This window comes from Ruegeria sp. G5, assembly GCF_056533365.1.
The window spans coordinates 437,392-462,614 of sequence record NZ_JBQFOK010000003.1; the positions used below are offsets into that span (position 1 = coordinate 437,392).

Consider the following 25,223-nt stretch of genomic DNA (forward strand, 5'->3'; position numbering starts at 1 on the left):
AGCTGGCTACGAGCCTGACTTTCGCCGCCGGTAGCTGGCCAATGCGACGGCGGATATCAGGATCAATCCTTGGACCACGTCGCGAATGGGTTTTGGAAAGCCTAAAATATTAAGCAGGGTGAATATGGTCTGCAGAACCAAAGCTCCCGCCACAGTCGCACCAACTGTCCCGCGGCCACCCAGTAGCTGTGCGCCGCCGATCACGGCGGCTGTAATGGCCTGCAATTCAAGTCCGGTGCCGACATCCGTGGACACCCCTGCGAAACCGCCCAACAGGATACCGGCCAATACTGCGCTAATGGATGAGACGCAGAATGCGATGACGCGTGTACGTACAAGCGGAACCCCAGCAAGCCGGGCGGAATAGGGATTGTCGCCCATTGCCACAAGTTGTTTGCCGTAATTGGTGCGATGCATCAGCCACCACAAGATCGCGCAGACGATGATCAAGACGATTACAGCGACTGGCAGGATCTTAATAAGCGGCACATCCTTGATCAGCATGCGGCCAAAGATCCGGAAATTCTCAGGCAGATACCCGCGAGGAGCGCCACCGGACCAGGTCAGGGCGATACCGCTGAGTGAGATCATCATGCCCAGTGTGGCGATGATTGACGGCACTTTGAGGTAGGAAACGACCAATGCGTTGACCGTGCCGACAACGATACCAATGCCAAACATCGCGATAATCACCCACCAGGTCGCCTCGGCATTTCCATCAAGCAGAATCGAACTGCCGATAACCGTCAGGGTCACCAGAGCGCCGGCAGAAAGGTCGAAGCCACCGGAATTGATGACGAAAAGCTGCCCAACAGCCAGAATGGCAATAGGCGCAGCCCTTTTGAGAAAGTTCATGTACCCGGTCGGCTGCAGGAAATGCGGAGACAGAACGGCCACCGCGATCAGCAACAAGGCCAGGACGATAAAGACAGGGTTGATCTGTCTCAGGCGGCTCATGCCTCGATCCTCCGCGAGCGGGCCGCGTAAAGAGCAACGGCTGCAACGATGATGACCCCGCGCAGGATCTGCTTGGCAAATGCGTCAACGCCCGCCAGATTGAAGGTGGAGTCGATGAGCGAAAAGATCATCACGCCCATGAGGGTTCCCCAAACCCCACCGCGGCCACCTGATAAAGCGGTCCCTCCGATTACGACGACGGCAATGGATTCCAGATCGTAAACACCATCGCGGCCGATCCACGGTGCGCCTGAGCGCAACCTGCTGGCCAAGTACAACCCCGCGACTGTTGCGCAAAGCGAACAGATTACATGAGCCATGATGACCACGCGGGTGGTTCGCATGCCTGCAAGCTTCGACGCTTCGGGATTGCCACCGACCGAGTAGATGTTGGACCCGGCGCGCGTGAATTTCAAAAATCCCCACGCGACGATCGTCAGGCCGATCAGAAACAGAAGGCTGATCGAAATGCCGCCGATTTCGCCATAAGCAAACACCTGAAACTCGGCGGGCACCTCACCGGCAAAATTGTTGAACGAAGCGCTGAGCAATCCTTGCAGCAGTAACGCCATCCCCAGCGTTGCGATCAGTGGATTGACTTCTAGTTGAGTGATGACCAAGCCATTTACCAACCCGACCAGAGCGCCTACCGTCAAAACAACCGCGATGGCGGGCAGCATCATGGATGGGTCGCCAGACATAATATACGAAGCCAAAACAGCCGATACGGAAATCAAATTGGCGACGCTCAGATCAATAGAGGCGATCAGGATAGCAAAGGTCTGGCCTACGGCGGTGATCCCCAACGCGATTGAACGGCCAAGTAACCCAATTAGATTTTCAGAGCTCAGGTACTGGGTCTGGTCCGTTATCAAAGCGACAACCACATAAGTTGCGAAGGCAGCAAGCAGCAAGAAAAACGGTGCGAAACCAATAAGGTTGGATTTCTTGAACATGCTCACGCCGCCCCCAACGCTTCATGCGCTTCGGTTGCGGCAAGCATTACCTCGGCTTCGGATGCGCCACGTGGAAACTCTGCCACGATCTGGCCGTCACTCATGACCAAGACGCGGTCTGAGACCCCCAAAACCTCGGGCAGATCGGATGAAATCATCATTACAGCGGCCCCATCCCGTGCGAGGCGCCGCATCTGAGCATAGATGCCTGCCTTTGTGTTCACATCGATCCCGCGCGTGGGTTCGACAAAGATCAGGACATCTGGCTTCAGGGCCAACCATCGCGCAACGATCGTTTTTTGCTGATTGCCGCCAGATAGCGACTGAATTTCGACGTCATAACTGGCGGCCCGGGTGTCCAAAGCATCCAAAGCCGCATCGAAATCCTTTTCCTGTCCGAACTTGGTTTTGAATGGATTTCCCAAAAGCTTTGAAAACGCCCGTGCGGACAGCAGCGCGTTGTCGCGTACGGATTGCATCAGCGAAAGCCCTTCGGCTTTGCGATCCCCCGGTAACATGGCGATACCTGCCTTGGCAGCTTGTCGCGGCGATGACACTGTAAGCGCGTTGCCGTTCAACATGATTTCGCCGGTTTCAAAGGGTTCGGCACCAAACAAGGCCATAGCCAGAGCTGTGCGGCCCGCGCCCTGAACGCCGGCAAATCCGGTAATTTCCCCTGCGCGAAGATCAAGATCAATCTCGCTGAGTTTGGCATTTGCACCGCCGCGCACGCTTAAGACGGGCTCACCGATTTCATCGGGCAGGGCGGGGTCAGGATAGAACTGCCCCAACTCTCGGCCGACCATTGCGTGGACGATTTGATCGGTCTCGGGGACATCATCGAAATGGGCGGCAACCTTGCCGTCCTTGATGACCGTAACCCGATTTGCCAAGCGCCGGATTTCACGCATGCGATGGGTAATGTAAACAATCGAATGACCGTGATCCCGCAGGTCGTCGACCAGATCGAACAGCAACTCGCATTCACTGTCGTTCAAGGCGGCTGTGGGCTCATCCATTACGATGACCTGCGCATCCAATGAAAGCGCCTTGGCTATCTCGACCAATTGTTGTTGGGCCACATCCAGCGATCCGACCAGCGTGTCTGCGTCGAATTTGTGCTTGTTTCCGAACTTGCGCAGAACGCGCGTGGTTTCATCGCGCATCGTGACGTGATCCAGAAACCCGCGCTTTAAAGGCTCACGGCCTAAGAAGATGTTCTGCGCGACCGTGCGGTCCGGTAGCAGAGAGAATTCCTGATAAATCACACTGACCCCCTGGGCCAGAGAATCGGATGGGTGGTTGAACCGCACTTTCTGCCCACGCAGAAAAATATCGCCGTGCTCTGCCTGATAGACGCCGGACAAAACCTTCATCAACGTGGATTTGCCTGCCCCGTTTTCTCCGGCCAGCGCATGCACCTCTCCGGCTTTGCAGTCAAAGGTGACATCATCCAGTGCCTTGATCCCCGGAAACTCTTTGGTGATCCCGCGCATCTCAAACAGGATGTCCTGCGTCATGCGTCCCTCCAGCAGCGTCTAATGAATTGCGCGCTGTCGGTGAAAAGCTGTTCATGGGTATCAAACATTGGGCGCCAGATGCGAGTCGCAGCGGCAATCTCGGGAACGCCGGAACCGAAGGCTTCCATCACGACCCAGCCGTCAAAGCCTGTTTGTTTGATGCAGCCCATGATGGTTGGGAAATCAATTTGCCCGGTTCCCGGCGTACCCCGATCATTTTCGGACACGTGGAGCACATTGATCTTGCCAGACAGCGCTGCGATGGCCTGAGTTTGGCTTTTCTCTTCGATATGAGAATGAAAGGTGTCGTACATGATGCCGAACGCAGGATGATCAACCATGTCGCAATAGTCTGAGGCTTGTTGCGCGGTGTTCAGAAAATGGGTTTCGAACCTGTTCAAAGGTTCAAGCGCAAGCTTGATGCCTTGTGCTGCCGCCTTTTCCGACATGGCGTGATGTGCTTGCGCGCCGCGCTGCCATTCGTCCCGTGTTGGGCCACTGCCGGTAAAATGCCCGATCGGCGCGTGAAAGGGACCGCCGATTGTCTCAGCGCCAAGGGCGGTCGCACAATCGACAATCCAATCCAGATGTTCGCGCCCCCGTTGGTTGACCTGCGGGTCTTCGTGGGTTGGGTCTGCATCTGGTGAAGGAACAATCGCCGTGCAGGTCCGCGCCAACCCAAGGTCGTCCAAATCCATTGCAAGGCGGGCATAATGATCCGGCTTTCCTTCTAAAACGGGAATTTCCACGCCATCAAACCCAGCTGACTTAGCCGTTTCTAGCAGTGGTTTGTGGGCCTCCTCCACAAAGCCGGTTGCGCATAAAAGATTAACGCCTAACCGCATTCTCCCCCCGTCTTCGATCCTTTGGGGCAACGCCTTCAAAGGTGATGATTAGTGAATGTAAAGGATTACATTGCTTATGTAAAGGATTACATAGCGACTGGGAAAGTGCTATGAACTGAACACGATGAACCCATTGACGAAAAAAAGACCGACGATTTCTGATGTTGCCCGGATTGCAAATGTTTCCACGGCAACGGTCAGTCGTGCTTTGCAGAATCCCGACGTCGTATCCGAAGCGACGCGCACCCTTGTGTTCGATGCAGTCGCGCGCACAGGCTATCGCGCCAATACGGCAGCTCAGATGCTGCGGCAAAGCAGGTCCGGCACGATACTTGTTGTGCTGCCGGATATTGCGAACCCGTTCTTCTCTGAGATTTTGTCGGGCATAGAAGATGCCGCGACCGAAGCGAAATATACAATCCTGATTGGGAACACCAACGGGGATGCCAGACGTGTTCAGGACTTGCTTGGGTATATGCGGAACGGGCGGGCCGACGGCGCATTGCTGATGAATGGCGTTCTTCCGATTTCTCAGGAGGAAATCGCCGACCTCCCTCTGGTTACCATTTCAGAATTTATCCCCGGCTCTGGCGTGCCTCATGTTGGGACCGATAACCTAAGTGCTGCGATGGAGGTCACGAACCATCTGATCGAATTGGGGCATCGAAAAATCGCGCACTTTGTAGGCCCGGAACACAATATTCTGTCGTCACTGCGCAGGGAAGGCTACGAACAGGCGATGCAGCAAGCGGGCCTGGCGCATGAGATTGCCTGCTATCCTTGTGGATTTACCTTGGAAGCGGGTGCTGAGGCGGCAGATGCTGTCCTGAGTCAGCCCAATCGACCAAGTGCTATCACCTGCGCCAACGACGAGTCAGCGATTGGAGCCATTTCGAGATTTAAGGAAAGCGGGGTTTCCGTGCCTGATGATATTTCGGTCGCCGGGTTTGATGACATCAGCTTTGCGGGCGTGCTGTCTCCTGCGCTGACGACGGTTCACCAGTTCCGCAAAGAGATGGGTAAGCGCGCAATGCAGCTTCTGTTGGAACTCATGTCTGGGCAGTTCTCTGGCGAAAAAACCATAACGATCAAGCATGATGTCGTTCTGCGAAACAGCACCGCGCGCTACCGCGGATAGTTTGTTTGGAGTGACGGAAAGTCGAAGTTTTTGGATAAATCGGCTGGTCTAATAAAAGGACTCAAGATTGACAAATGGCCGTCCCGGCATGCCTGATGAGACGGCGTATACCAACGTGGTTCAGCTTCAGGGAGGGTGACAATCATGTCGATTACAACTGAAACTTACACTTCGAAACCTGAGGGGATGATCCCCAACAGTCGATTTCCGCTTCTTGTGCATCGAAACGCTGTTCCCGGAGGCGGAGCCGATGCGATCAAGGATCGTTTTCGATCCAACGGCTGGTCGAACAACTGGGATTATCCCGGTGTCTACGAATATGCCCATTTCCATTCGACAACACATGAGTGTTTGGGTTGCGCGCGCGGATGGATGGAATTCAGCATATCCGTAGGCGAGGGTGGTTGGTCCAAGGTACGTATCGAGGCCGGGGACGTGATTGTCATGCCGGCAGGGGTCAGCCATGAGATGATTGGACAGTCGGCGGACATTCACATGTGCGGCGGTTATCCGGATGGTCGTGATTGGGATGACATTCAGGAAGAGTTCCTGACCGAGGAAGACTACAAACGCGCCTGCAAACGTATCATGATGCTGCCCATCCCCGCCAAAGACCCCGCCACCGGAGAACCCATGCCACATTGGCATGCAGCTCCGTCCTCGGTGGATGGGGGGTGGAATGACTGGCGTCATGCTTTGGACACGCGGTCTTGACCCATTAATGGGTGCAGGGCCGGTATTCCGGTGACAATCCCTAGACCGCTCGCACGGTAATTCCGTCCCTGCACCAAATCTGCACAAAAGGCTCTGATCAGCTGCCAACATAGCAGCCTAAACTTGCATGCGCTTTGCTCAGACTGTGGGCAAGAAAAGCGCAAGCAGGAGAAAGTGTAATGGGGCAGAAACTGGTTATTCAGGGCGTACCTGACCGCATAAGACTCGACGGATGGTGGTTGGAGACATCGGGCGAGCATCCCGCGTCAATTACAAACGGTTCCCGAGATAGCTCTTCGGCTATTGCGTCTCTTCGGATGCAACATAAGATACCACTACTTGCGGCCTTGGTTGCGGTTGCAGATTGGTTATTCTGGCATCAACCGTTGGGCGTTTCTATTGCAGTATTTATGTTGCTGCTGTCTGTCGCGATCCTAGCGGTAAAGTCGCCAAGGCCATCTGTGCGTGAGGCCGTCGGCGCAATGGCGTTTGCAACGCTAAGCAACGTGCCGCTCTGCATCGACCTGCAGTTTTTGTCTGTGCTTTTCAGCTTGGGTGGTTTGGCCTGCATGGCAACATGGTTGGTTTACCGACATGAGCTGACCGAAAGACTATTGTTGCGAACGGCTGTGTATCTGCCGACGGTCGGGGCCTTCCTGCTGGGGCGGTTCGCTATGGCTGAAACCTCGAAAACGGACTTGGGGGCAGGTTTTCGAGGCACGGCTTCGCATCTGGCCTTACCTTGTCTAGTGGGTGCGGTGTTTCTGCTGCTTTTGGCAGAGGCCAATCCGGTTCTTGAAAACATGTTTGCTGAATTGGACTTGGCTCGCATATTCGAGCCCGAGTTTTGGTTGCGTCTAGTGTTTTGGTGCGCGTTCGCATCATGGCTCTGGCCCTACCTGAACCTGAGCAAAAGCTGGCTGGGCCCAGTTGTAAAACGCGCTGCTGTTGAAAGGGTAGGGCCGGGTAGAGTGGATTTTCTGGTGAACCCGGTATCGGTTCGCAACTCGTTGGTTTTGTTCAACCTAATGTTTCTGGTGCAATCGGTTATGGATTTGGGCGTTTTGACGGGGGGTGTCTCGCTTCCCGAAGGGATGAGCTACGCGTCCTATGCCCATCGCGGTGCATACCCTTTGGTCGTCACCGCGTTATTGGCGGGTGTGTTTGCCATAGCAACACATCGGATGATTGGCGCGGATCGGATTTTGCGGCTCTTGGTATTTCTGTGGCTCGGACAAAACCTGTTTCTGGTCGTGACTGCAGCCGTCCGGCTGCAACTATACGTCGAAGCTTACGCTCTGACCTACCTGCGGGTGGCGGCTTTCATTTGGATGGGGCTTGTCTTTGTTGGACTGTTGCTGACCGCGGTGCAAATCCATCGTGGCCTTAGCAATGCGTGGTTGGTACGTCGCTGTTTTTTCGCCCTTGGTGTCACCTTGTACCTGTGTTGTTTCGTAAACTTTGCCCAACTCATCGCCAGCCATAACCTAAGACATGGCGAGACGTTAGCGGAACGCGATACGGCGTATATTTGCGCGTTGGGTGCAGACGCCTACCCCGCAATTCATGCGTTTGAAGTTAAGACAGGTCAGCAAGTTTGCGGTGACTGGATGCAATATAAGGTTGCCAAAGATGCGATCACGAACTGGCGCGAATGGGGCTTTCGCAGATGGCGTATCCAAGCCTATTATCAGCAGCACAATTGAAGGACACCATTTGATGCCCGCTCGCATTCTCATTGTTGATGATGATCCGGATATTCGTGAAATCACTGGGTTAGCGGTTCAAAAAGCAGGATTTGATACCCTTTTTGCCTGTGATGGGCTTGAGGCGCTGAACGCTGCGCAACAGGAAAAACCAGACTTGATCGTGCTGGATATTGGCCTGCCCGAAAAGGACGGGCTTGAGGTTTGCCGGAACATTCGAAAGTCCTCAGAGGTGCCGATTTTATTTCTAACCGCACGTGATGATGAAGTAGACCGGGTCGTCGGTTTGGAGATCGGGGCGGATGATTACCTAACGAAACCCTTTTCACCCCGAGAACTGGTGGCTCGGATCAAGGCAATCCTAAAGCGAAGCCTGGCCGCCGTTCAAAAGGAAGAAGCGGTTCTTGTTCAAGGCGTTCTTAGGTTAGACGTAGAGCGGCACCAATGTCAGTTTCAGAACCAACAGATCCCATTAACCGGATCTGAGTTTCGCTTGCTCGCAACGCTCATGGCGCGACCAGATCATGTCCTGTCCAGAAGCCAGCTGATCGATGCTTTGTACGGCTACAACATTCATGTGTCGGATCGCACAATAGACAGCCACGTCCGAAATCTTCGCGCCAAGTTATCACAAGCTGGTTGTTCCGAAGGGATCGTAACAGTCCACGGAGTGGGTCTGAGGATGGGTGCATGCGAAACAGGCTAAAGCCAAGGTGGCGGCCGCGGCTCTGGACAATCGTTTTGCTGGTGTTGGCAATCGTTCTTTGTCTTCCATTCGCAGGCTTGGTCTTGTTCCGTTTTTACGACAGCCAATTGGTGCAGCAAACAGAAGAAAGCCTGTTATCCCAGGCGGCCGTGATGTCCTCGGCATTTGCCGAGTTGTACCAAGAGGCTGCCGGTTCGCCGCCGCAGGTTCAGGGCGCGATATCTGTAGAAGAGGCCGTGTTCCCGTCTTTGTCCATCAACCGTGGCACTGTCTTGCCACCGCGGCCAGATGCGAAACCGGTGAACGCGCAGCCCGCGGCGGTCTACGGGGACATTGCGCAAGTGCTGTCTCGAATGGCCAACGGGGCCCAAGAGAAAACTCTTGCCGGATACAGGTTTCTTGATCCCGACGGAAATGTTTTCGCCGGAACTGCAGAAACAGGCACGAACCTTGCCCAAGTCAGGGAAGTTCGAAGGGCGCTTGACGGCGATACCGCGTCGGTTGCACGAACCCGTTTAAGGGAAGACAAGACGCCTTTTGTCTACACCCTGAGCCGCGCCGCGCGGGTTCGGGTTTTTGTAGCCATGCCGGTATTCGTGGATAAGAAACTTATAGGAGCGGTATACCTAAGCCGGACGCCAAACCACATTTTCAGATTTCTCTATGGCGAACGTTTTAATCTCGCGAAGGCTGCGGCTTTTGTGGCATTGTCCACGGCTTTGATTGGCTATGTCTTTTGGCGGTTTATTACGCGCCCGATCAAAGATCTAAGCAGGCAAAGTCAAATCGCAGGGTACGGGGACACCCCATGGGAGCCACCCGCCCATCTTGGAACGCGTGAGATTGAGGAGCTTGGTCAAAGCTTCAAGTCGCTGACCGAGCGTTTGCAAGGCAAGCAAACGGCTCTCAAGACCTACACAGCGCATGTGACGCACGAATTAAAGTCGCCTCTGACGGCGCTTAAAGGCGCGACCGAGTTGTTGCGCGATGATGAACTTTCGGCGACGCAGCGCCAGAAATTGCTGGATACTGTCGACAAGGGCGGCAAGAGGATGGAAGATTTGTTGGCCAATATGCGCGCCTTTAGTCTTGCCGACCAGCGCGCTTTGACGGGCACTGTTTCGTTGATGGACATCGTCGAGCCAATGTCTGAGGCTTTCCCTGATCTGGAAATCCGACTCGAAAACGGCGGGCAAAGTCTGCCGATTGCCGAACAAACCTTGCGGATCATTTTAACGCATTTATTTGAAAACGCGCTGCAACACGGTGCTACGGAAATTGTTCTTGGAACAAGCTTTGACGGGAAGACCCCGACGCTTCAAATCAAAGACAACGGTGCGGGCATTAGCGAAGGAAACGCCGGGAAAGTATTCGAACCCTTTTTCACGACACGCCGAAACAGCGGTGGCACCGGCATGGGGCTCAATATCGTCATCGCCACCTTAGAGGCTGTAGGCGGCACTTTGACTCTCGCCCCATCCGGTAATGGGGCGTGTTTTTTGATCACTTTCAGCTAAGAAACGATCACGATCGGGGTCCGTCACCGCCTCAGCTTTGTTCCTTGGTCGGAGCGATCTGCGTGAAGATCGCGTTACAGATTTGATCCATTTCAAGTGCGAAAAAATTTTTCGCAGCGGCTTCGTTCGGGTGATACGGATCTTTGACCAAACCTTTTTTGTTCAGCCTGAAATAGTCTTTATTTCCTTGATTGGCCGCAACAGTTTCTGGCGTAGCACCGGGTACGAATGTGCAGCGCAAACCCGATGTTTTAAAAGCGTCCATCAGGTTCTTTTGCGCCCGAAGCCGCAGATCCACGATCTTCTTTTTATACGCGGGTGCCGTTGTCATAAATATGCACGGCAAGTCCGGGGGGAGTTGCGTTTTCAGTTTCTGTACATCGCTTAACGCAGCCTCGGGGCTGTTGGCCCAGCGTTTGGCGGAATTTCCCAGAAAAGACATCAGTATCAGTTTCGGATCATAGTAATCTTCACGCAGCATCTCTTCGAGTGGTGATGTCTTGGGGGCGCAGAATTGGTAGTCACGCCCTTCGCCGATCTGGACATACTTGTTGCCATTCTTGTTTACGAAACCATAGGTGCCAGCGTTAACTTTCCATTTGGGATCGACCTTGCAGATGGTATCCTTGCCCTTGCCCGAACGCGACGTCCAAGAATGGATCGAGCTGGAGCGCACCCCGATTACGCCCACACGCATCTCTTCCAACCTTTTAAGGTGTTCTTTTTGTTCTGCGTTCGGTTTGCAGTGCGTTTTGATATTGCTGAAGAATTCCAAAAACGCCGGGCCGGACCCAAACGATATCTGACTATCGCCGATTATCAGGATTTCCGGCGAAACGAACTCCTCCGCGCTGGTTGCCGGAGCGTACATGAGCAGGGCGATCAAAACCCCTGCGATCTTGTTTAGAAACTGCATCTTTCCCCCCTATGCGGTTTCTCTATTTCAGTGCTGCGAAAATGGCATCGCAAAGTGCTGTGTTGTTTATGTTCAGAAACTGGCGGATCGCGGCGTTGCTTGGATGATGTGGGTCTTTGACCCGTCCAGCATCGTTGCGGCGAAAGAACTTTGGTTTTCCTTCAATGGCAGCGCGTGTCTCAGCGTTGAATCCTTCGACTACTTTGCATTGTGCGTCGGCACGTTCAAAAGCCCGGGCGATCTGTGTCTGCGCCTTCATCCTTTTGTCATTTGTTTTTTTCAGGTAAACCGGTGCGCTTGATACGAAGACGCACGGCATATCGCGCGGAACCTGCGCCAAGGTTCGACGTACGTCCTGTTCTGCGGCCTCAGGTGAGTTTGCCCATCGGTCTGCCGAGTTTCCAAGGAATGTCAGAATAAGCAGGCCTGGATCATAATAGTTTTCCGCAAACATCGCCTCGAACGCGGTCTGTTTTGGTTTGCAGAATTGATAGGACGCGCCCTTGCCGATCTGAATGAAGACGCGATCCGGGTTTCCGTCTATGCCATAGGCACCCGCGTTCACGCCAAATTTCTTATCTACGTCGCAGATTGCGCCCCGTGTTGCACCGCTGGTCGATGTCCAGGATTGTAACGACGTCGACCGCACACCAATTGCAGCCGTTTGTCGTGCGCCCAGTTTTTCCAGCAGTTTTGTCCGCTCAGGTGTCATCTCGCACCGATCCGGAAGCTGTTCGAAGAACTTGACGTATTCCTTACCGGCCCCGAAAGATATCTGGCTATCGCCAAGTACAAGGATGTCCGGCTGTGCCAAAGCCGGCAAAGGCGCAATCAGTAACGTCGCGGCGAACATTCCGCGCAGCTTTGAAACTATACTATTCGTCACGCAGTCACCTTGGTCGTGAGCCTACTATCCATCCGATATTCTTACTGGTCGGTGAAAGATGCCGCAATGGACGATGAAATACCAATCAAGAGCCGGTTACACAAAGTCATCGCCTTTTTCGGGATCATGTCCCGTTTTCTGAGGCGAAAGTGGCGGGCGACAACTTCGGCAAGTCGTGCAACATGCCCGTTATGTGCGTGTGGCACTTGGCCAAAGCTCCATCCGGTACCAATGAAATATGGGCCCAGTTGGCATCACGCAGCGCGATTTTCCGCCAGTGATGGAGCATCAGTAGACGCGCGGCAGCTTGCGAAAGGGGCGGTAGGTCATGAACACGGGTTTCACATAGGTCGTGTAGCTTTTGTGCCAATGACAATGTGCGCTGGGGTGCGATCTGGTCGGTTAGCCAGGTTGGTAGATTCGGACCTTTGAAACATAGCCCGAGCCTGTCGTGATCAGCTGCGACCGATTGGATTGGCGCCATCACCACAGAACGGTCCAGCGCGATGGAACTGTCGGGGGGCGCTGTGTCGGGACGTAGCAGAAACAACTGCCACCCTTCAGGAAATTTGACGTCCCGGCGATATACGTCTTCATACGCTGCCCGCGTTTCGGCAAGCCCATAAGAGGACAAACGATAAGAAACCTCGCGCCCCGATTTTGTGGATTCGATCCACCCGTCTTTCCTGAGACGATGAAGAGCAACCCTTATGGCCTCGGTCTTAATGCCGACCCGTCCCAGCAGCAGTGCAAGCTCTTTACCTGTAATGTCTTTTCCGTTCAGGTCGCCGAAAAGCGTGACAATCAGCGACCACGTCTTGATCGGTTCCAGTGCGCTGAGGTCGTCAATCAAGGTCTCTGCTGCATTCAACGTCAGGTCTTTCCCATTGGCGATTTTCAGGGCTGGACCTTTCGATACCACGGCCGCGTGCTGCGTGGCCACGGGAAATAAAATCTTGCACCTGCTAGCACGCGTTCATGGTCAAAAGCTCGTATTCGGCAGCGACTTCGTCGTGTTGGTTCCTAATCGAAACATGCCAACGGATTTCACCGTATTCCTGATTGCGTGGCGTCTTGGCCATGACCGTCAACCGAACGCAAATACTGTCACCCGCCTGAACGGGTTTCAGGAACCGCAGGTTGTCTAAACCTGTGTTGGCCAAAACCGGACCTTCGTCCGGTTGGACAAAAAGCCCTGCCGCAAAGCTCAGCAGTAAATATCCATGGGCGACGCGGCCGGGGAAAAAAGGGTTACGGGCGGCGGCGTCTTCATCCATATGGGCATAGAACGTATCGCCGGTGAAATGCGCAAAGGTCTCAATATCCTGTATTGAAATCTCTCGCGACTCGGTCAGTAGCGTTTCCCCAATTTCCAATTCCTGAAACCTGCGCGTGAATGGGTGTGCATCATGTGTGATTTCAGCAGAACCCGGCACCCATTTCTGACCAATGCGGGTTAAGATGTCTGGACTGCCCTGAACGGCCGTTCGCTGCATATAGTGCATTACACCGCGTACCCCGCCCATTTCTTCGCCGCCGCCCGCGCGACCGGGGCCGCCATGGACCATGTGCGGTAGCGGAGTTCCGTGACCGGTGCTTTCATCCATTGATGTGCGGTTGTTGAAATACAAACGACCGTGATACGCGCCAGCCTTGATCGCGATCTCGCGGGCGGCATCCTTGTCATTGGTAATGACGGAGGTCACCAGACTGCCGCCACCTTTATTCGCAAGCTCCAGTGCATGGTCCAAGTCGCCGTATGGCATGATTGTGGATACAGGACCGAAGGCTTCGATCTGATGTACATGCGCCGCGGCATCCGGATTTGCGCAGAAATACAGCATCGGTGGCACATAGGCCCCATTGTCAGCGTCCGCGCCTACTAGGGCAAACCTGTCGGGGTCGCCAAAAACACGCTCGGCCTCTTGTCCTATCAAGTTGGCTTTTTCCAAAACATCACGTTTTTGGGGCAACGAAACGAGGGCCCCCATCTGTGTGGTGTCAGCGCGAGGATCTCCGATTACGATTTTGCTGAGTTTTGTCCGCAGGGCATCAATAACCGCCTCAGTTTGTTCCTGGGGGGTAAGAATCCGACGAATGGCCGTGCATTTTTGCCCGGCTTTCGCGGTCATCTCTTTTGTGACTTCCTTTATGAACAAATCAAATTCTGCCGTTCCGGGTTTGGCATCCGGTCCTAGAATAGAAGCGTTCAGGCTGTCTTGTTCCGCAATGAACCGGGTTGCGTTTTGCAGCAGGTTGGGTGTGCTGCGTAGGCGCGTGGCCGTTTGGGCAGAACCGGTGAAGCTGACCACGTCCTGCGGCCCCACATGGTCCAACAATGGACCCAAATCGCCCGAAACCAGTTGTACCGCGCCTTCGGGCAACAAACCGCTATCGAGCATTATCCTGAAGCAAAGCTCTGTCACATAGCAGGTGGCAGTGGCTGGTTTCACAATCGCTGGAACACCGGCTAACAGTGCCGGGGCCAGCTTTTCCAGCATACCCCAGACCGGGAAGTTGAACGCGTTGATGTGAACGGCAACCCCTGTCAGTGACGTGCAGATGTGTTGGCCCAGAAACGTTCCCTTTCGCGACAATTGCTCGATTTCGCCGTCGAGGTAAATTGTGTCATCGGGCATTTCACGCCGACCTTTGCTGGCGAAAACCAGCATGGTGCCAATCCCGCCGTCGACATCGATTAGATGGTCTTTTTGTGTCGCGCCGGTCGCGAACGATATCTCATAAAGTGCTTGCCTGTGCTCTTTGATGTGCAAAGCCAAGGCTTTGAGCATGCGCGCACGGTCGTGAAACGTCATGGCGCGTAATGCCGGTCCGCCTTTCTGGCGCGCAAATTGAAGCATCGCGTCGACGTCGAGGGTGCTGTTCCCGGCCCGCGCGATACGCTCACCTGTCACTGCCGAGAAAATGTCGCGCGCAGAATCGTCACTATTTATCCAGTGCCCAGCTACGAAGCTTTCAACCTGTTTTATCGTCATGTGACATCTTCTCCAACGCGCGACTGATGGTCGGTATCAATTAATTGACCTACCGGTCGGTTTATGAAATGTTTAAGTTTAAGGCAGCGAGATTTCAAGGAGATTATAGTGTCGAACACAGTGCTTGTCGCGAGACACGCGGGTTGGGTCGAAGTGACCTTGAACCGTCCTGAAAAGCTGAACAGCTTTAATGATGAGATGCATCTGGCCCTTCGTGACGCGCTGACGCAGGCGAAAGAAGAGGCGCGGGCGGTTTTGATCACAGGGGCGGGTCGCGGTTTTTGCGCCGGGCAGGACCTGGGTGACCGTGATCCATCTAAGATGGATGGGCCGCCTGACCTTAGCCTGTCGATGACACGGTACTACAACCCTTTGATCCGGCAAATCAGGTCGTTCAACGCGCCGGTGATTTGTGCGGTGAACGGTGTTGCTGCGGGGGCAGGGGCGAACATAGCGTTGGCCTGCGATATTGTACTGGCGGCGGACACCGCCAAGTTCGTGCAGTCCTTTGCCAAAGTGGGGCTGATCCCGGATTCCGGCGGTACCTGGGTGCTGACACAGCGGTTGGGAGAGGCACGGGCAAAGGCGCTGGCTATGACGGCCGAGCCCATACCGGCGCAAAAAGCAGAAGACTGGGGTTTGATCTGGAAATGTACGTCTGCTGCTGACCTGATGACAGACGCGCGTGCTTTGGCTGAGAAGCTGGCGCAAGGTCCGACATTGGGCCTGTCGCATATCAAGACAGCTATTCATGCAGCCACGGAAAATGATCTGGACGAACAATTGGAGCTTGAGGCCCGCTTCCAGAAAACCTGTGGCGAAAGCGCCGACTACGCTGAGGGGGTTGCAGCGTTTTTGCAAAAGCGCCCGCCAAATTTCACGGGGCGGTGAAATGACACCGAAGGAACGGGCAGAACGCGCAGCTCAGGCAATGTGGAACAAAGACAGCGCAAGTCCGGCACTTGGGCTAAAGATGGAAAATGTGGATGAGGGGCATGCGCAACTTTCTCTGGTCGTTGAGAAGCGACACACGAATGGGCATGGGATCTGCCACGGTGGCGTAATTTTCATGCTGGCGGATACTGCGTTTGCTTTTGCCTGCAATAGTCGAAATCAGTCGACGGTCGCGCATCACAACGCGATCACATACGTCGCGCCAGCAAGGCCAGGAGACCAGCTGACCGCCACTGCGACGGAGGTCAGTCTCAGGGGGCGCAACGGCATCTATGACGTGACCGTCGTCAATCAGGACAACGACCTTATCGCTGAATTCCGCGGTTGCTCGCGTGCGGTGCGCGGGCATCTTTTTGATGAAGAGGGGAGGGGCTCATGAAAGATCTAACGCCGGCACGTGAAGACTTGGACCCGATCGAAATTGCATCCATTGATGAAATCCGTGCCTTGCAGTTAAAGCGTCTTCAATGGTCGTTGCGGCATGCCTATGAAAACGTCCCATTCTACCGAGAAAGATTTGATGCCGCGGGCGTGCATCCGGATGATCTGAATTCCCTCGAAGATCTTGCCAAGTTTCCGTTCACCCACAAGGAGGATCTAAGGGCCAACTATCCGTTTGGCTTGTTCGCCGTGCCGCGCGAACAAATTGTGCGCGTTCATGCATCCTCGGGGACCACAGGTAAACCAACGGTGGTGGGTTACACACGCACAGATATTGAGAATTGGGCGCATCTTGTCGCGCGTTCAATGCGCGCCAGCGGGACAAGGCCGGGTGACATGGTGCACGTTGCCTATGGGTATGGTTTGTTCACTGGCGGCCTTGGCGCACATTACGGTGCCGAGCATCTGAACTGCACCGTCGTTCCTGTTTCAGGCGGGATGACGGAGCGGCAGGTCTTGCTGATTCAGGACTTTAAACCCAGCACCATCATGGTCACACCATCATATATGTTGAATATACTCGAACAGTTTCACGCGGCGGGTCTGGACCCGCGTGATTGTTCCTTGGAGGTTGGCATATTCGGGGCCGAGCCGTGGACAAACGCAATGCGGGTCGAGGTCGAAGAGGCGTTCGATATGCACGCCGTTGATATTTATGGGCTGTCCGAAATCATGGGCCCGGGTGTTGCCAATGAATGCGTTGAAACCAAAGACGGACTGCATGTGTGGGAAGATCATTTCTACCCCGAGATCATCGACCCCAACACCGGAGAGGTTTTACCGGATGGTGAAATGGGTGAGTTGGTTTTTACCACGCTCACCAAAGAAGGCCTGCCGATGGTACGCTATCGTACCCGCGATTTGACACGGCTGCTTCCCGGCACGGCACGTTCGATGCGACGGATGGAAAAGATTACCGGGCGGTCAGACGATATGATGATCCTGCGCGGAGTGAATGTTTTCCCAACTCAGATAGAGGAGTTGGTTCTGGCGACCCCCGACCTTGCGCCTTACTTCCAGATTTCACTGGATCGAGCAGGGCGTATGGACGTGATGACGGTCCATGTAGAGGCCGAAAGCGGCGCTGCAACGGCCGAGGCCAGACAAGCCTTGACGGGTGTCTTGTCCCAAAAGATCAAAGATACGATTGGCGTCGGCGCCACCGTCGATGTGGGCATACCCGGAAGTGTCGAGCGCAGTCAGGGTAAGGCTCGTCGTGTCATCGACAACAGGCCGAAGGAGTAATCCTGTGGCGCGGACGATCGCAAAGGATCACGAACAAAAACGGCAAAGCATCCTTGCGGTTGCGGCCAATGTCTTTGCCCACGAAGGAATAGCCCGTGCTTCGATGAATCAGGTGGCGAAAGGTGTCGGTATCTCGAAGGCAAACATCTACCATTACTATGACAGCAAAGAAGCGCTGCTGTTTGATATTCTGGACACATATCTTTCCGAATTGGCGACGCGTGTTACCGAAGTTGACCTGGAAGGGAAACAGCCCGAGGACCAATTGCATATCGTTCTGCGCGAGTATCTGCTGGCCTACGAAGGCATGGATTACGAGCACACAATTCAGACCGAAGGGTTGTCACTACTACCCGAAGCGATGCAAAAAACGCTGAAGGCATATCAGAAGAAAATGGTTGCCCAGATGAGTGACTTGTTGGACGCAATTAGCGGCGGGCAGTTGCGTCAAGCCCCTCAGCTACTGCGCGAAGTCACCATGTCTGTATTCGGGATGCTGAATTGGTATTACATGTGGCACCCAAAGGCGACACGCGCGGATCGCGAACGCTATGCCCAAGTAATCGCCCGGCTGACCGTGTCGGGGTTGCCCGGCACGCAGATTGTGGATTAATGACCGGCTTCGTCATAGTCCCAGACAACTATTTCTGACACCGGAAAACACTGGCAAGTCAGCACAAACCCCGCTTCGACCTCATAGTCTTCGAGGGCATGGTTATTGACCATTTCAACTTCACCTTCCAGCACGCGCGCCTTGCAGGTAGAGCATACTCCGGCTTTGCAGGCGTGCGGCGCATCAAGGTTTTCCGCCAACGCGGCCTCGAGCAGGCTGGTGTCTTTCGGAATGGTGAAACTGCTCCGTACACCACCTAATGTAACGCGTGCTTGGGTGCCGCTTTTGCCGTCGGATTTTGATGCGGCACGGTTTTTCGCGCGCCCGGGCTGCGACGAGGCGAACAATTCGAAACGGATTTGATCTTTCGTCAGGCCGTGGTCTTTCAACGCTTGTGAAATCGCTAACATCATAGGTTCAGGCCCGCAGATATAGGCCATAGAAACCGAGTTTATGTCGATCCAATTCTGAAACAGAGCCGCGCATTTTTCGCCATCGACGCGGCCTTTGAACAGGTCGATCTCCTGACTGTCATCTTCCAGAATGTGAACGATATTCAGGCGATGCAAATATTGGTTCTTTAGGTCCTCAAGCTCCTCTCGGAACATGATCGTATTTGGTGTTCGATTGGCATAGATTAGCGTGAAGCGGGCCGCGGGGTCCTCTGACAAAGCTGTCTTCAGGATTGAAAGCACCGGTGTAATGCCTGACCCGCCAGCGAAAGCCAGGTAATGGGGCGCGTCGACCTCTGCAGCAGCGTGAAAGTTCCCCATCGGCGGCATGGCATCCATGACATCGCCCACTTGCAACTCGGTATTGGCCCAAGTGGAAAAAGCACCGCCATCGACGCTTTTGATGCCAACCTGCAAAATGCCTTCATGTGGGGCAGCGCAGATGGAATAAGATCGCCGCAGTTCTTCCCCGTCGAAATGGCGTTTGAAAGTCAGGTACTGGCCCGGCGCAAATTGAAAGTCTTCGGCCTTTTCCGGCGACAAGGTCACAACGACAGCGTCGCGGATTGTCTTATGGATATGAGTCACTTTCAAAGGTTGAAACTTGGCCATTGGGGCGGACCTCAAATGCATTTGAAATAGTCAAAGGGTTCAAGGCAGTCCTGACACCGCCATTGCGCCTTGCACGGTGTGGACCCAAACTGGCTAATCTTTTCGATCTGAACAGACTTGCAAAGTGGGCACCGAGTGGGGCCTCCCGCTGGTTGCGGCGGTGCTATCCCATACGCCTCCAGTCGCGCACGTCCTTTGTCCGATAGCCAGTCTGTCGTCCAAGCCGGAGCGATGCGGGTTTTGATCTTGGGATTTAGGATGCCGTTCCTTTCCAGCGCGGTTTGAATGTCCATCGTGATTACAGACATTGCCGGGCATCCCGAGTATGTCGGCGTGATTGTAACCGTCACCTGATCCTGGGAGATCGACACATCTCGCACAACGCCCAGGTCAACGACCGAAATCACCGGGATCTCGGGGTCAGGTACCGTGTCCAGTAAATCCCATACCTGTGCCTGGGTGATCGCCATCGCGTCTACCACGTCGCACCGGGGTAAGACCGTTGAAGCGTTTGCATAACCGCCAGCATATGGCCCAGATGTTCGGTATGGCGAAATCCAGTGCGCCCACCGGTTTGAACGTAATTCTCTTCAGGCAACGTCAGGCACGCTTCGGTCAGAACCTTGTTAACGGTATCCAGCCAAGCTTCACGTAATTCAGACGGCAAAGGAGCGATCTGCGCTTGCGCCATTGCATGATCCGTTTCGTCGTCTACGAAAACTTCACCGCTGTATGGCCAAAGATACGCCAATGCATCTGCCATGCGCGCGTTGCTCTCTGCTGTTCCGTCTCCCAGCGCGATCACAGTTTGGGACGAGCGATCCAGATGGTACAAAGCCTCTTTCAAACACTTGGCGGCGATTTCTGCGACACGAACATCCGATGACTCCTGCAAGCGGGTCAACCACGGCACCTGAAAGGCATCAAAGAAAAACTGCCTCATCTGCGTACGGCCGAAATCACCATTTGGCACTTCGAGCATCAAAAGATTCTTAAAGTCGTAAACGTCGCGCAAAAAGGCCAGATTGTCTGCGGTCCGCCCCAGACCTTCGACCTCACCCGCGTATCCAAGCCACATTTGCGTTTGACCGATGAGATCCAGCGCCATGTTCGCGAGGGCGATGTCTTCTTCCAGTATCGGCGCAACGCCGCACCATTCGGACGTGCGATGCCCCAAGACCAACGTGTTGTCGCCCTGCCGCAAAAGGAATTGGAACAAAGGATTGTCGGCCATCACATTTTTCCAACTTCGTCGGGGATGTCGTAAAATGTTGGGTGCCTGTAAACTTTGTCACGCGCCGGATCAAACAAGGGGCCTTTGTCAGATGGGCTGGAGGCTGCGATTTTTGCAGCCTCGACCACCCAGATGCTGACGCCCTCATTCCGACGAGTATAAACGTCGCGCGCGTTGCGGATGGCATGGGCCGCGTCCGCAGCATGGAGCGACCCCACATGCCGATGGCTCATGCCGTGCTGCCCCCGAATAAAGACCTCCCAAAGGGGCCATTCATTTTCATGCGTCATTAAATTACTCCGCTGCGTGGGATTGTTTGCGGGATTTTCGCGCATGTGCCAGCATGGCCTCGCGCACCCATGCGCCATCGTCCCATGCTTTGCGCCGCGCGGTTAGGCGTTCGGAATTGCAAGGACCATTGCCCGAGATGACTTGGTAGAACTCGGACCAGTCGGGCTCACTATAATCGAAATGCCCGGTTTCATCGTTCCAGCGCAGGTCAGCATCTGGGATTGTCAGCCCAAGAAACTCGGCCTGTGGCACTGTTTCATCCACAAATTTTTGCCGAAGCTCGTCATTTGTGTTGATTTTGATTTTCCAAGCCATGGATTGCGCTGAATGCACGCTGTCTTTGTCGGACGGGCCAAACATCATGAGGGCAGGGTACCAAAACCGGTTCAAAGCGTCCTGTGCCATGCGTTTTTGGTCGGCGGTGCCCTCTTTCGCCATCTTGATCATGATGTGATAGCCTTGGCGTTGGTGAAAGCTTTCTTCCTTGCAGATGCGGACCATCGCGCGGGCGTAGGGACCATATGAGGTTCGCTGCAACGGCACCTGATTCATAATGGCCGCGCCGTCCACCAACCAACCGACAGCACCCATATCCGCCCATGTCAGTGTGGGGTAATTGAAGATTGACGAGTATTTCATACGTTCGGAATGCAACATGTCGACCAGTTCATCTCGGCTGACCCCCAGAGTTTCCGCGGCGCAATACAGGTAAAGACCGTGTCCTGCCTCGTCCTGCACTTTGGCAAGCAGATTTGCTTTCCGCTCGAGTGTCGGGGCGCGCGTGATCCAGTTTCCTTCGGGCAGTTGGCCAACGATTTCGGAATGCGCATGCTGCCCAATCTGACGGATCAGGGTCTTGCGGTAGGCGTCGGGCATATAATCCTTGGGCTCAATCTTGTCGCCCCGATCAATGCGATCCTGAAAGGCACGATCCTGCGGGCTCATATCTTCGCGCGATTGAACACCGCGCCCTGTCGACTGCACCATTTGCGCGTACATGGTCATGTCCTCCTCAATCCCTCTTGCACCATATTATGTTACCGAAAAAAACTAAATACAAATTTTTGTAACGTAAGGAGATTGCGGTAGTGAAAGGATTGAATTGGTGACAACCGAGGCCGACGATTAATAGGGATAAAAACCCATCAGGTGCACACTGTTTCCCGGGATCTAGTCAAGTGGAATCCCAGTCTGATGATGCAAGCCGCATCTGTCAAAGCCAAACCCTGGCCGCTGGTATTTTGATGGAATCGGAAGAGCGTTTCACTGGCGGGCTGTTGCACATATGAAACCGGTTAGGCTTGGGGCAGCTACGTTCCCCAATGCGTGTTGAGGCAACCGGAAGGTCGGTTTAATTCGACGCCTGCCAATCAATGTTCTTCAAATATAATATAGCAATTACAGACACCTAAATGGCCAAGATGGTTAGAAAAACGATTTGCCATTTTAGCGGGGCATCGGTGTCCGAATGGCCGTTCATCAAATGCACAAATCACCACTTATAAAAAAAGCTTGACGATTTATCTGTGGGAGTGGTTTTGTATATGAAACGAGTTTGAGGAGACTCGTTTTGAAAATGGCGTGGGGAGGCGCTGTAATGACTGTCAAGCAATCGGCTCTGCGGGCGAAGCACGGTACCGAAAGCCAGATTTCCCTGTCTCTCAATGGGATCGGCATGTCTTTTTCGGGCGTTTCGGTCCTGCGCGACGTGAACCTCGCCATCGAAGGCGGTGAGATTCACACCCTCATGGGTGAAAACGGGGCGGGCAAAAGTACGCTGGTCAAGATCATCAGCGGCGTGCAAAAGCCGACCTTTGGCGCGTTCCAGATAGATGGCGAGACGGTCGAATTCAGCGCACCTCGTGATGCAGAACAGCACGGCATCGTCATCATGCATCAGGAACTGAGCCTGATCCCCGAGATGACGGTCGCCGAGAATGTTTTGCTGGGGCATGAGCCCCGGAAATTCGGCACGTTCATTGATCGCAAAGCCCTTCGTGACAAAGCGCAGAAGGCGCTGTCGCGTTTTGGGTTCACGTTGGATATCGACACGCCTGTCAAAGACCTTAGGGTCGGCGAACAGCAATTGGTCGAAATTGCCCGCGCCCTACTAATGAACGCACGGCTGTTGATTATGGACGAGCCGACTTCGGCGCTATCCCAGGCCGAAGCAGATATTCTCATGGAAGTGGTGCGGGATCTGGCGCTGCAGGGCGTTGCTGTCGTCTACATCTCACACCGCATGGACGAAGTCTTCGAGATTTCCGACCGTGTTACGGTTCTGCGAGATGGCGATTTGATCGGAACACGACTGGCGACGGAAACAACGCCGGACGACTTGATCCGCATGATGGTTGGCCGCACGGTCGAGATTAATCCGGTCGCCAGACAGAACCCAGCTACAGACGAAGTTGTTCTGAGCGTGGCAAACCTGACAGCCTGGAGTGACCGTCGCAAGGTTTTGGATGACATCTCATTTGACCTGAAACGGGGTGAAGTGCTTGGCGTTGGTGGGTTGCTGGGTGCAGGCCGGACAGAATTGCTGGAAACGCTTTTTGGTGCCCGTGGTGGCAGCTATCAAGGGTCACTGACTTTGGAAGGGCGTCCTTTACGCCCTGTGCGTCCGCAGGACGGTGTCCGCAACGGGCTTGCGCTGATTACAGAAGATCGAAAAGGAAACGGTCTGATCCTTGACCGGTCGATCTCTTCGAATGTTGCGTTGCCATTGATGCCATTGCAATCCCGGTTCGGTCGGTATTCCGAAGCCGAGCAGCGCAAGCAGGCATTGAAAGCCATAGAAACTCTGAAAGTAGCGGCCACCGGTCCTGACCATCCGGTCGGAAAGCTGAGCGGCGGGAACCAGCAGAAAGTGGTTTTGGGAAAGTGGCTGGCCACGGAACCCCGGGTGCTGCTGTTGGATGAGCCCACCCGCGGGATCGATATCGGCGCCAAGGATGAGATTTACGATCTGGTCGGGCGACTGGCTGATCAGGGGATCTCGGTTCTGTTTGCCAGTTCTGAGTTGTCCGAATTCATGGCCGTTTGTGATCGCATGATCGTGCTGTGCGAAGGGCAGTTGGCAGGAGAGCTGTCCCGCGACGAGATGACCGTAGATTCAATCAAGGCCCTGGCGATGCAGTTCCGCTAACTGCCCCGGCCCAACCAGAGAAAAGACATGACCGTTATGGAACCCAACAGCCAGACAGCGAAACCGGAACATCAAGGCTATGCGATGTTCATGCGCTTGCTGAACAAGACCAAGCTTTACTGGGGTCTTTTTGCGCTGATCCTATTTGGCGCACTGACCTCGCCAGTCTCGTCCAAGGGCAACAATATCTTCCTGTCCTTGGGCAATCTGACGGACATTCTGCGTCAAGTCTCGGTCACGGGGATTGTGGCCGTGGGCATGACGATGGTGATTTTCATCGCGGGGATTGACCTGTCGGTTGGGTCGGTCATGGCCTTGGGCACGGTGATCTGCGCCATGTTGTTGACGCAAGAAGGATGGACCGCTGCCAGCTATTTCGGCGTGCCTGCCACCGGGATCGTGCTGTTTGTGGCCATAGCGGCCCTGATCTATTTCGTGCAAAGCAACCTGAACCGCACCTCTGACAACGCGGCCACCACAAGCGCGCCGTCGCGGATGTTGAGCCGTCTTGTCGCAGCCGCCATCGCGATCGGTGTGATGGTCTGGCTCGCAGGTCAGGTGATGCCGAAGTTCGGCGTCCTGGCGGTACTGATCGTGGTTCCCTGCATCGGTGCTGTGATGGGTACGGTCAACGGCGCGCTGATCGTCTATGGCCGGTTGCAGCCTTTTATCGTGACACTGGCTATGATGGTGGGCGCGCTGGGTCTGGCGCGGGTCATTGCCGGTCAGGATACGGCAGTTTACCCGGTCTATACCGGCAGCAACGCAACCGAGAATTTCGAAGTGCTGCGTCAATTGCTGTGGGGCGTCCTGCCTGTACCCGGCCTGTTCTTCCTTGCGGTTTTGCTGATCTTCTTCCTGATTACCCGCTTTACCACCTTTGGCAGCTACCTCATGGCCATTGGCGGCAATGAAGAGGCCGCGCGTCTGGCGGGCATCAATGTGGGCCGCAACAAGATCATCACCTATGCGCTGGCCGGGGGACTCTCGGCGCTGGCTGGGGTGCTCTATGTGGCGCAGTTCCGGCAAGGGAAACCGGATGCGGGCCTTGGGCTGGAACTGGACGCAATCGCAGCCGTGGTCATCGGCGGTACTAGCCTGATGGGTGGCCGTGGCGCGATTATGGGAACGTTTGTGGGCGTGCTGATCTTTGGCTTCCTCAGCAACATCCTGCAACTCAACAACATCGACAGCAACACGCAGCTGGTGCTGAAAGGCATCATCATCGTGGTCGCCGTCCTGCTTCAGGAAGGGCGATTTGAAGAGATCTTTGTCATGGCGAAAGAGCGCCTGGGCAGAGGGAGGAGGCTCTGACCTTAAATCTTGGCGGACCAAGGTCAGAGCGCAATCAGAACGCGGGAATTCGAAAAAACCCG

General features: G+C 54.6%; 24 protein-coding genes. 11 read left to right on the top strand and 13 right to left on the bottom strand.

The genetic code is table 11. The annotated features are described in order from the left end of the window. Positions 1-6: 6 nt before the first annotated feature. The 4 genes from ACR0BD_RS07915 to ACR0BD_RS07930 are packed head-to-tail and all read right to left on the bottom strand — an operon-like array spanning position 7 to position 4,278. Positions 7-957 (bottom strand): ABC transporter permease, encoded by a 951-nt coding sequence (locus ACR0BD_RS07915; RefSeq protein WP_480829823.1) that lies wholly within the window; start codon positions 955-957, stop codon positions 7-9. Next, positions 954-1,913 (bottom strand): ABC transporter permease, encoded by a 960-nt coding sequence (locus ACR0BD_RS07920; RefSeq protein ID WP_480829825.1) that lies wholly within the window; start codon positions 1,911-1,913, stop codon positions 954-956. Before ACR0BD_RS07920 ends, ACR0BD_RS07915 begins: the two co-directional genes overlap by 4 nt. A 2-nt stretch (positions 1,914-1,915) precedes the next feature. Beyond that, positions 1,916-3,433 (bottom strand): sugar ABC transporter ATP-binding protein, encoded by a 1,518-nt coding sequence (locus tag ACR0BD_RS07925; protein ID WP_480829827.1) that lies wholly within the window; start codon positions 3,431-3,433, stop codon positions 1,916-1,918. Then, on the bottom strand, positions 3,430-4,278 hold the full coding sequence (locus ACR0BD_RS07930) for a sugar phosphate isomerase/epimerase family protein (protein WP_480829828.1): 849 nt from the start codon (positions 4,276-4,278) through the stop codon (positions 3,430-3,432). The genes ACR0BD_RS07925 and ACR0BD_RS07930 overlap by 4 nt, the downstream gene beginning before the upstream one ends. Before the next feature lie 124 nt (positions 4,279-4,402). Between ACR0BD_RS07930 and ACR0BD_RS07935 the strand changes: the two genes are divergently transcribed. From ACR0BD_RS07935 to ACR0BD_RS07955, 5 genes are all read left to right on the top strand, one after another. Then, positions 4,403-5,416 (top strand): LacI family DNA-binding transcriptional regulator, encoded by a 1,014-nt coding sequence (locus tag ACR0BD_RS07935; protein ID WP_480829829.1) that lies wholly within the window; start codon positions 4,403-4,405, stop codon positions 5,414-5,416. Between the two features lie 144 nt (positions 5,417-5,560). After that, positions 5,561-6,130: a hypothetical protein gene (locus ACR0BD_RS07940; protein ID WP_480697211.1), complete on the top strand. Its 570-nt coding sequence runs from the start codon at positions 5,561-5,563 to the stop codon at positions 6,128-6,130. A gap of 179 nt (positions 6,131-6,309) precedes the next feature. Continuing rightward, complete coding sequence (locus ACR0BD_RS07945) at positions 6,310-7,836, top strand: DUF4153 domain-containing protein (RefSeq protein ID WP_480829831.1); 1,527 nt, start codon at positions 6,310-6,312, stop codon at positions 7,834-7,836. Between the two features lie 13 nt (positions 7,837-7,849). Next, positions 7,850-8,542 (top strand): response regulator transcription factor, encoded by a 693-nt coding sequence (locus tag ACR0BD_RS07950; RefSeq protein WP_480829832.1) that lies wholly within the window; start codon positions 7,850-7,852, stop codon positions 8,540-8,542. Continuing rightward, positions 8,527-10,059: a HAMP domain-containing sensor histidine kinase gene (locus ACR0BD_RS07955; protein WP_480829833.1), complete on the top strand. Its 1,533-nt coding sequence runs from the start codon at positions 8,527-8,529 to the stop codon at positions 10,057-10,059. The genes ACR0BD_RS07950 and ACR0BD_RS07955 overlap by 16 nt, the downstream gene beginning before the upstream one ends. Positions 10,060-10,090: 31 nt before the next feature. On the opposite strand, the gene ACR0BD_RS07960 is transcribed toward ACR0BD_RS07955, so the two are convergent. The 4 genes from ACR0BD_RS07960 to paaZ all read right to left on the bottom strand — a co-directional run bounded on the left by ACR0BD_RS07960 (position 10,091) and on the right by paaZ (position 14,857). Next, positions 10,091-10,975: an SGNH/GDSL hydrolase family protein gene (locus ACR0BD_RS07960; protein WP_480829834.1), complete on the bottom strand. Its 885-nt coding sequence runs from the start codon at positions 10,973-10,975 to the stop codon at positions 10,091-10,093. A 22-nt stretch (positions 10,976-10,997) separates the two neighbouring features. Next, positions 10,998-11,861: an SGNH/GDSL hydrolase family protein gene (locus ACR0BD_RS07965; RefSeq protein ID WP_480829835.1), complete on the bottom strand. Its 864-nt coding sequence runs from the start codon at positions 11,859-11,861 to the stop codon at positions 10,998-11,000. Positions 11,862-11,985: 124 nt separating this feature from the next. Beyond that, the gene (locus ACR0BD_RS07970) at positions 11,986-12,804 is read right to left on the bottom strand and encodes a hypothetical protein (RefSeq protein WP_480829836.1); all 819 of its coding nucleotides are present in this window, start codon (positions 12,802-12,804) and stop codon (positions 11,986-11,988) included. A 22-nt stretch (positions 12,805-12,826) separates the two neighbouring features. Continuing rightward, on the bottom strand, positions 12,827-14,857 hold the full coding sequence (gene paaZ / locus ACR0BD_RS07975; RefSeq protein ID WP_480829838.1) for a phenylacetic acid degradation bifunctional protein PaaZ: 2,031 nt from the start codon (positions 14,855-14,857) through the stop codon (positions 12,827-12,829). A gap of 108 nt (positions 14,858-14,965) precedes the next feature. Here paaZ and paaG point away from each other — a divergent pair, with 108 nt between their 5' ends. Genes paaG through ACR0BD_RS07995 form a run of 4 tightly spaced genes read left to right on the top strand, consistent with a single transcriptional unit; the run spans position 14,966 to position 18,110 of the window. Further along, positions 14,966-15,748, top strand: coding sequence for a 2-(1,2-epoxy-1,2-dihydrophenyl)acetyl-CoA isomerase PaaG (gene paaG / locus ACR0BD_RS07980; RefSeq protein WP_480829840.1), 783 nt, complete (start codon positions 14,966-14,968; stop codon positions 15,746-15,748). A 1-nt stretch (position 15,749) separates the two neighbouring features. Beyond that, the gene (gene paaI, locus ACR0BD_RS07985) at positions 15,750-16,190 is read left to right on the top strand and encodes a hydroxyphenylacetyl-CoA thioesterase PaaI (RefSeq protein ID WP_480829841.1); all 441 of its coding nucleotides are present in this window, start codon (positions 15,750-15,752) and stop codon (positions 16,188-16,190) included. Beyond that, a complete protein-coding gene (paaK, locus tag ACR0BD_RS07990; RefSeq protein ID WP_480829843.1) occupies positions 16,187-17,497 on the top strand; it encodes a phenylacetate--CoA ligase PaaK in 1,311 nt (436 codons plus the stop codon). Before paaI ends, paaK begins: the two co-directional genes overlap by 4 nt. Positions 17,498-17,501: 4 nt before the next feature. Beyond that, positions 17,502-18,110, top strand: coding sequence for a TetR/AcrR family transcriptional regulator (locus ACR0BD_RS07995; RefSeq protein WP_480829844.1), 609 nt, complete (start codon positions 17,502-17,504; stop codon positions 18,108-18,110). Here ACR0BD_RS07995 and ACR0BD_RS08000 read toward each other — a convergent pair. From ACR0BD_RS08000 to paaA, 5 genes are read right to left on the bottom strand one after another with little or no spacing between them, the layout of a single operon-like run. Then, a complete protein-coding gene (locus ACR0BD_RS08000; RefSeq protein WP_480829845.1) occupies positions 18,107-19,174 on the bottom strand; it encodes a 2Fe-2S iron-sulfur cluster-binding protein in 1,068 nt (355 codons plus the stop codon). The two genes, ACR0BD_RS07995 and ACR0BD_RS08000, sit on opposite strands and share 4 nt — an antisense overlap. 11 nt (positions 19,175-19,185) lie before the next feature. After that, entirely contained in the window at positions 19,186-19,644 is a 459-nt protein-coding gene (gene paaD / locus ACR0BD_RS08005) for a 1,2-phenylacetyl-CoA epoxidase subunit PaaD (RefSeq protein ID WP_480829873.1), read from the bottom strand. A gap of 5 nt (positions 19,645-19,649) precedes the next feature. After that, entirely contained in the window at positions 19,650-20,408 is a 759-nt protein-coding gene (gene paaC / locus ACR0BD_RS08010) for a 1,2-phenylacetyl-CoA epoxidase subunit PaaC (protein WP_480829846.1), read from the bottom strand. Next, entirely contained in the window at positions 20,408-20,698 is a 291-nt protein-coding gene (paaB, locus tag ACR0BD_RS08015; protein ID WP_480829847.1) for a 1,2-phenylacetyl-CoA epoxidase subunit PaaB, read from the bottom strand. The genes paaC and paaB overlap by 1 nt, the downstream gene beginning before the upstream one ends. 4 nt (positions 20,699-20,702) lie before the next feature. After that, the gene (gene paaA / locus ACR0BD_RS08020; RefSeq protein WP_480829874.1) at positions 20,703-21,698 is read right to left on the bottom strand and encodes a 1,2-phenylacetyl-CoA epoxidase subunit PaaA; all 996 of its coding nucleotides are present in this window, start codon (positions 21,696-21,698) and stop codon (positions 20,703-20,705) included. Positions 21,699-22,296: 598 nt separating this feature from the next. Between paaA and ACR0BD_RS08025 the strand changes: the two genes are divergently transcribed. Both ACR0BD_RS08025 and ACR0BD_RS08030 read left to right on the top strand, forming a co-directional pair. After that, positions 22,297-23,847, top strand: coding sequence for a sugar ABC transporter ATP-binding protein (locus ACR0BD_RS08025; RefSeq protein WP_480829848.1), 1,551 nt, complete (start codon positions 22,297-22,299; stop codon positions 23,845-23,847). A 27-nt stretch (positions 23,848-23,874) separates the two neighbouring features. Further along, the gene (locus ACR0BD_RS08030; protein WP_480829850.1) at positions 23,875-25,161 is read left to right on the top strand and encodes an ABC transporter permease; all 1,287 of its coding nucleotides are present in this window, start codon (positions 23,875-23,877) and stop codon (positions 25,159-25,161) included. The last annotated feature ends 62 nt before the right edge of the window (positions 25,162-25,223 follow it).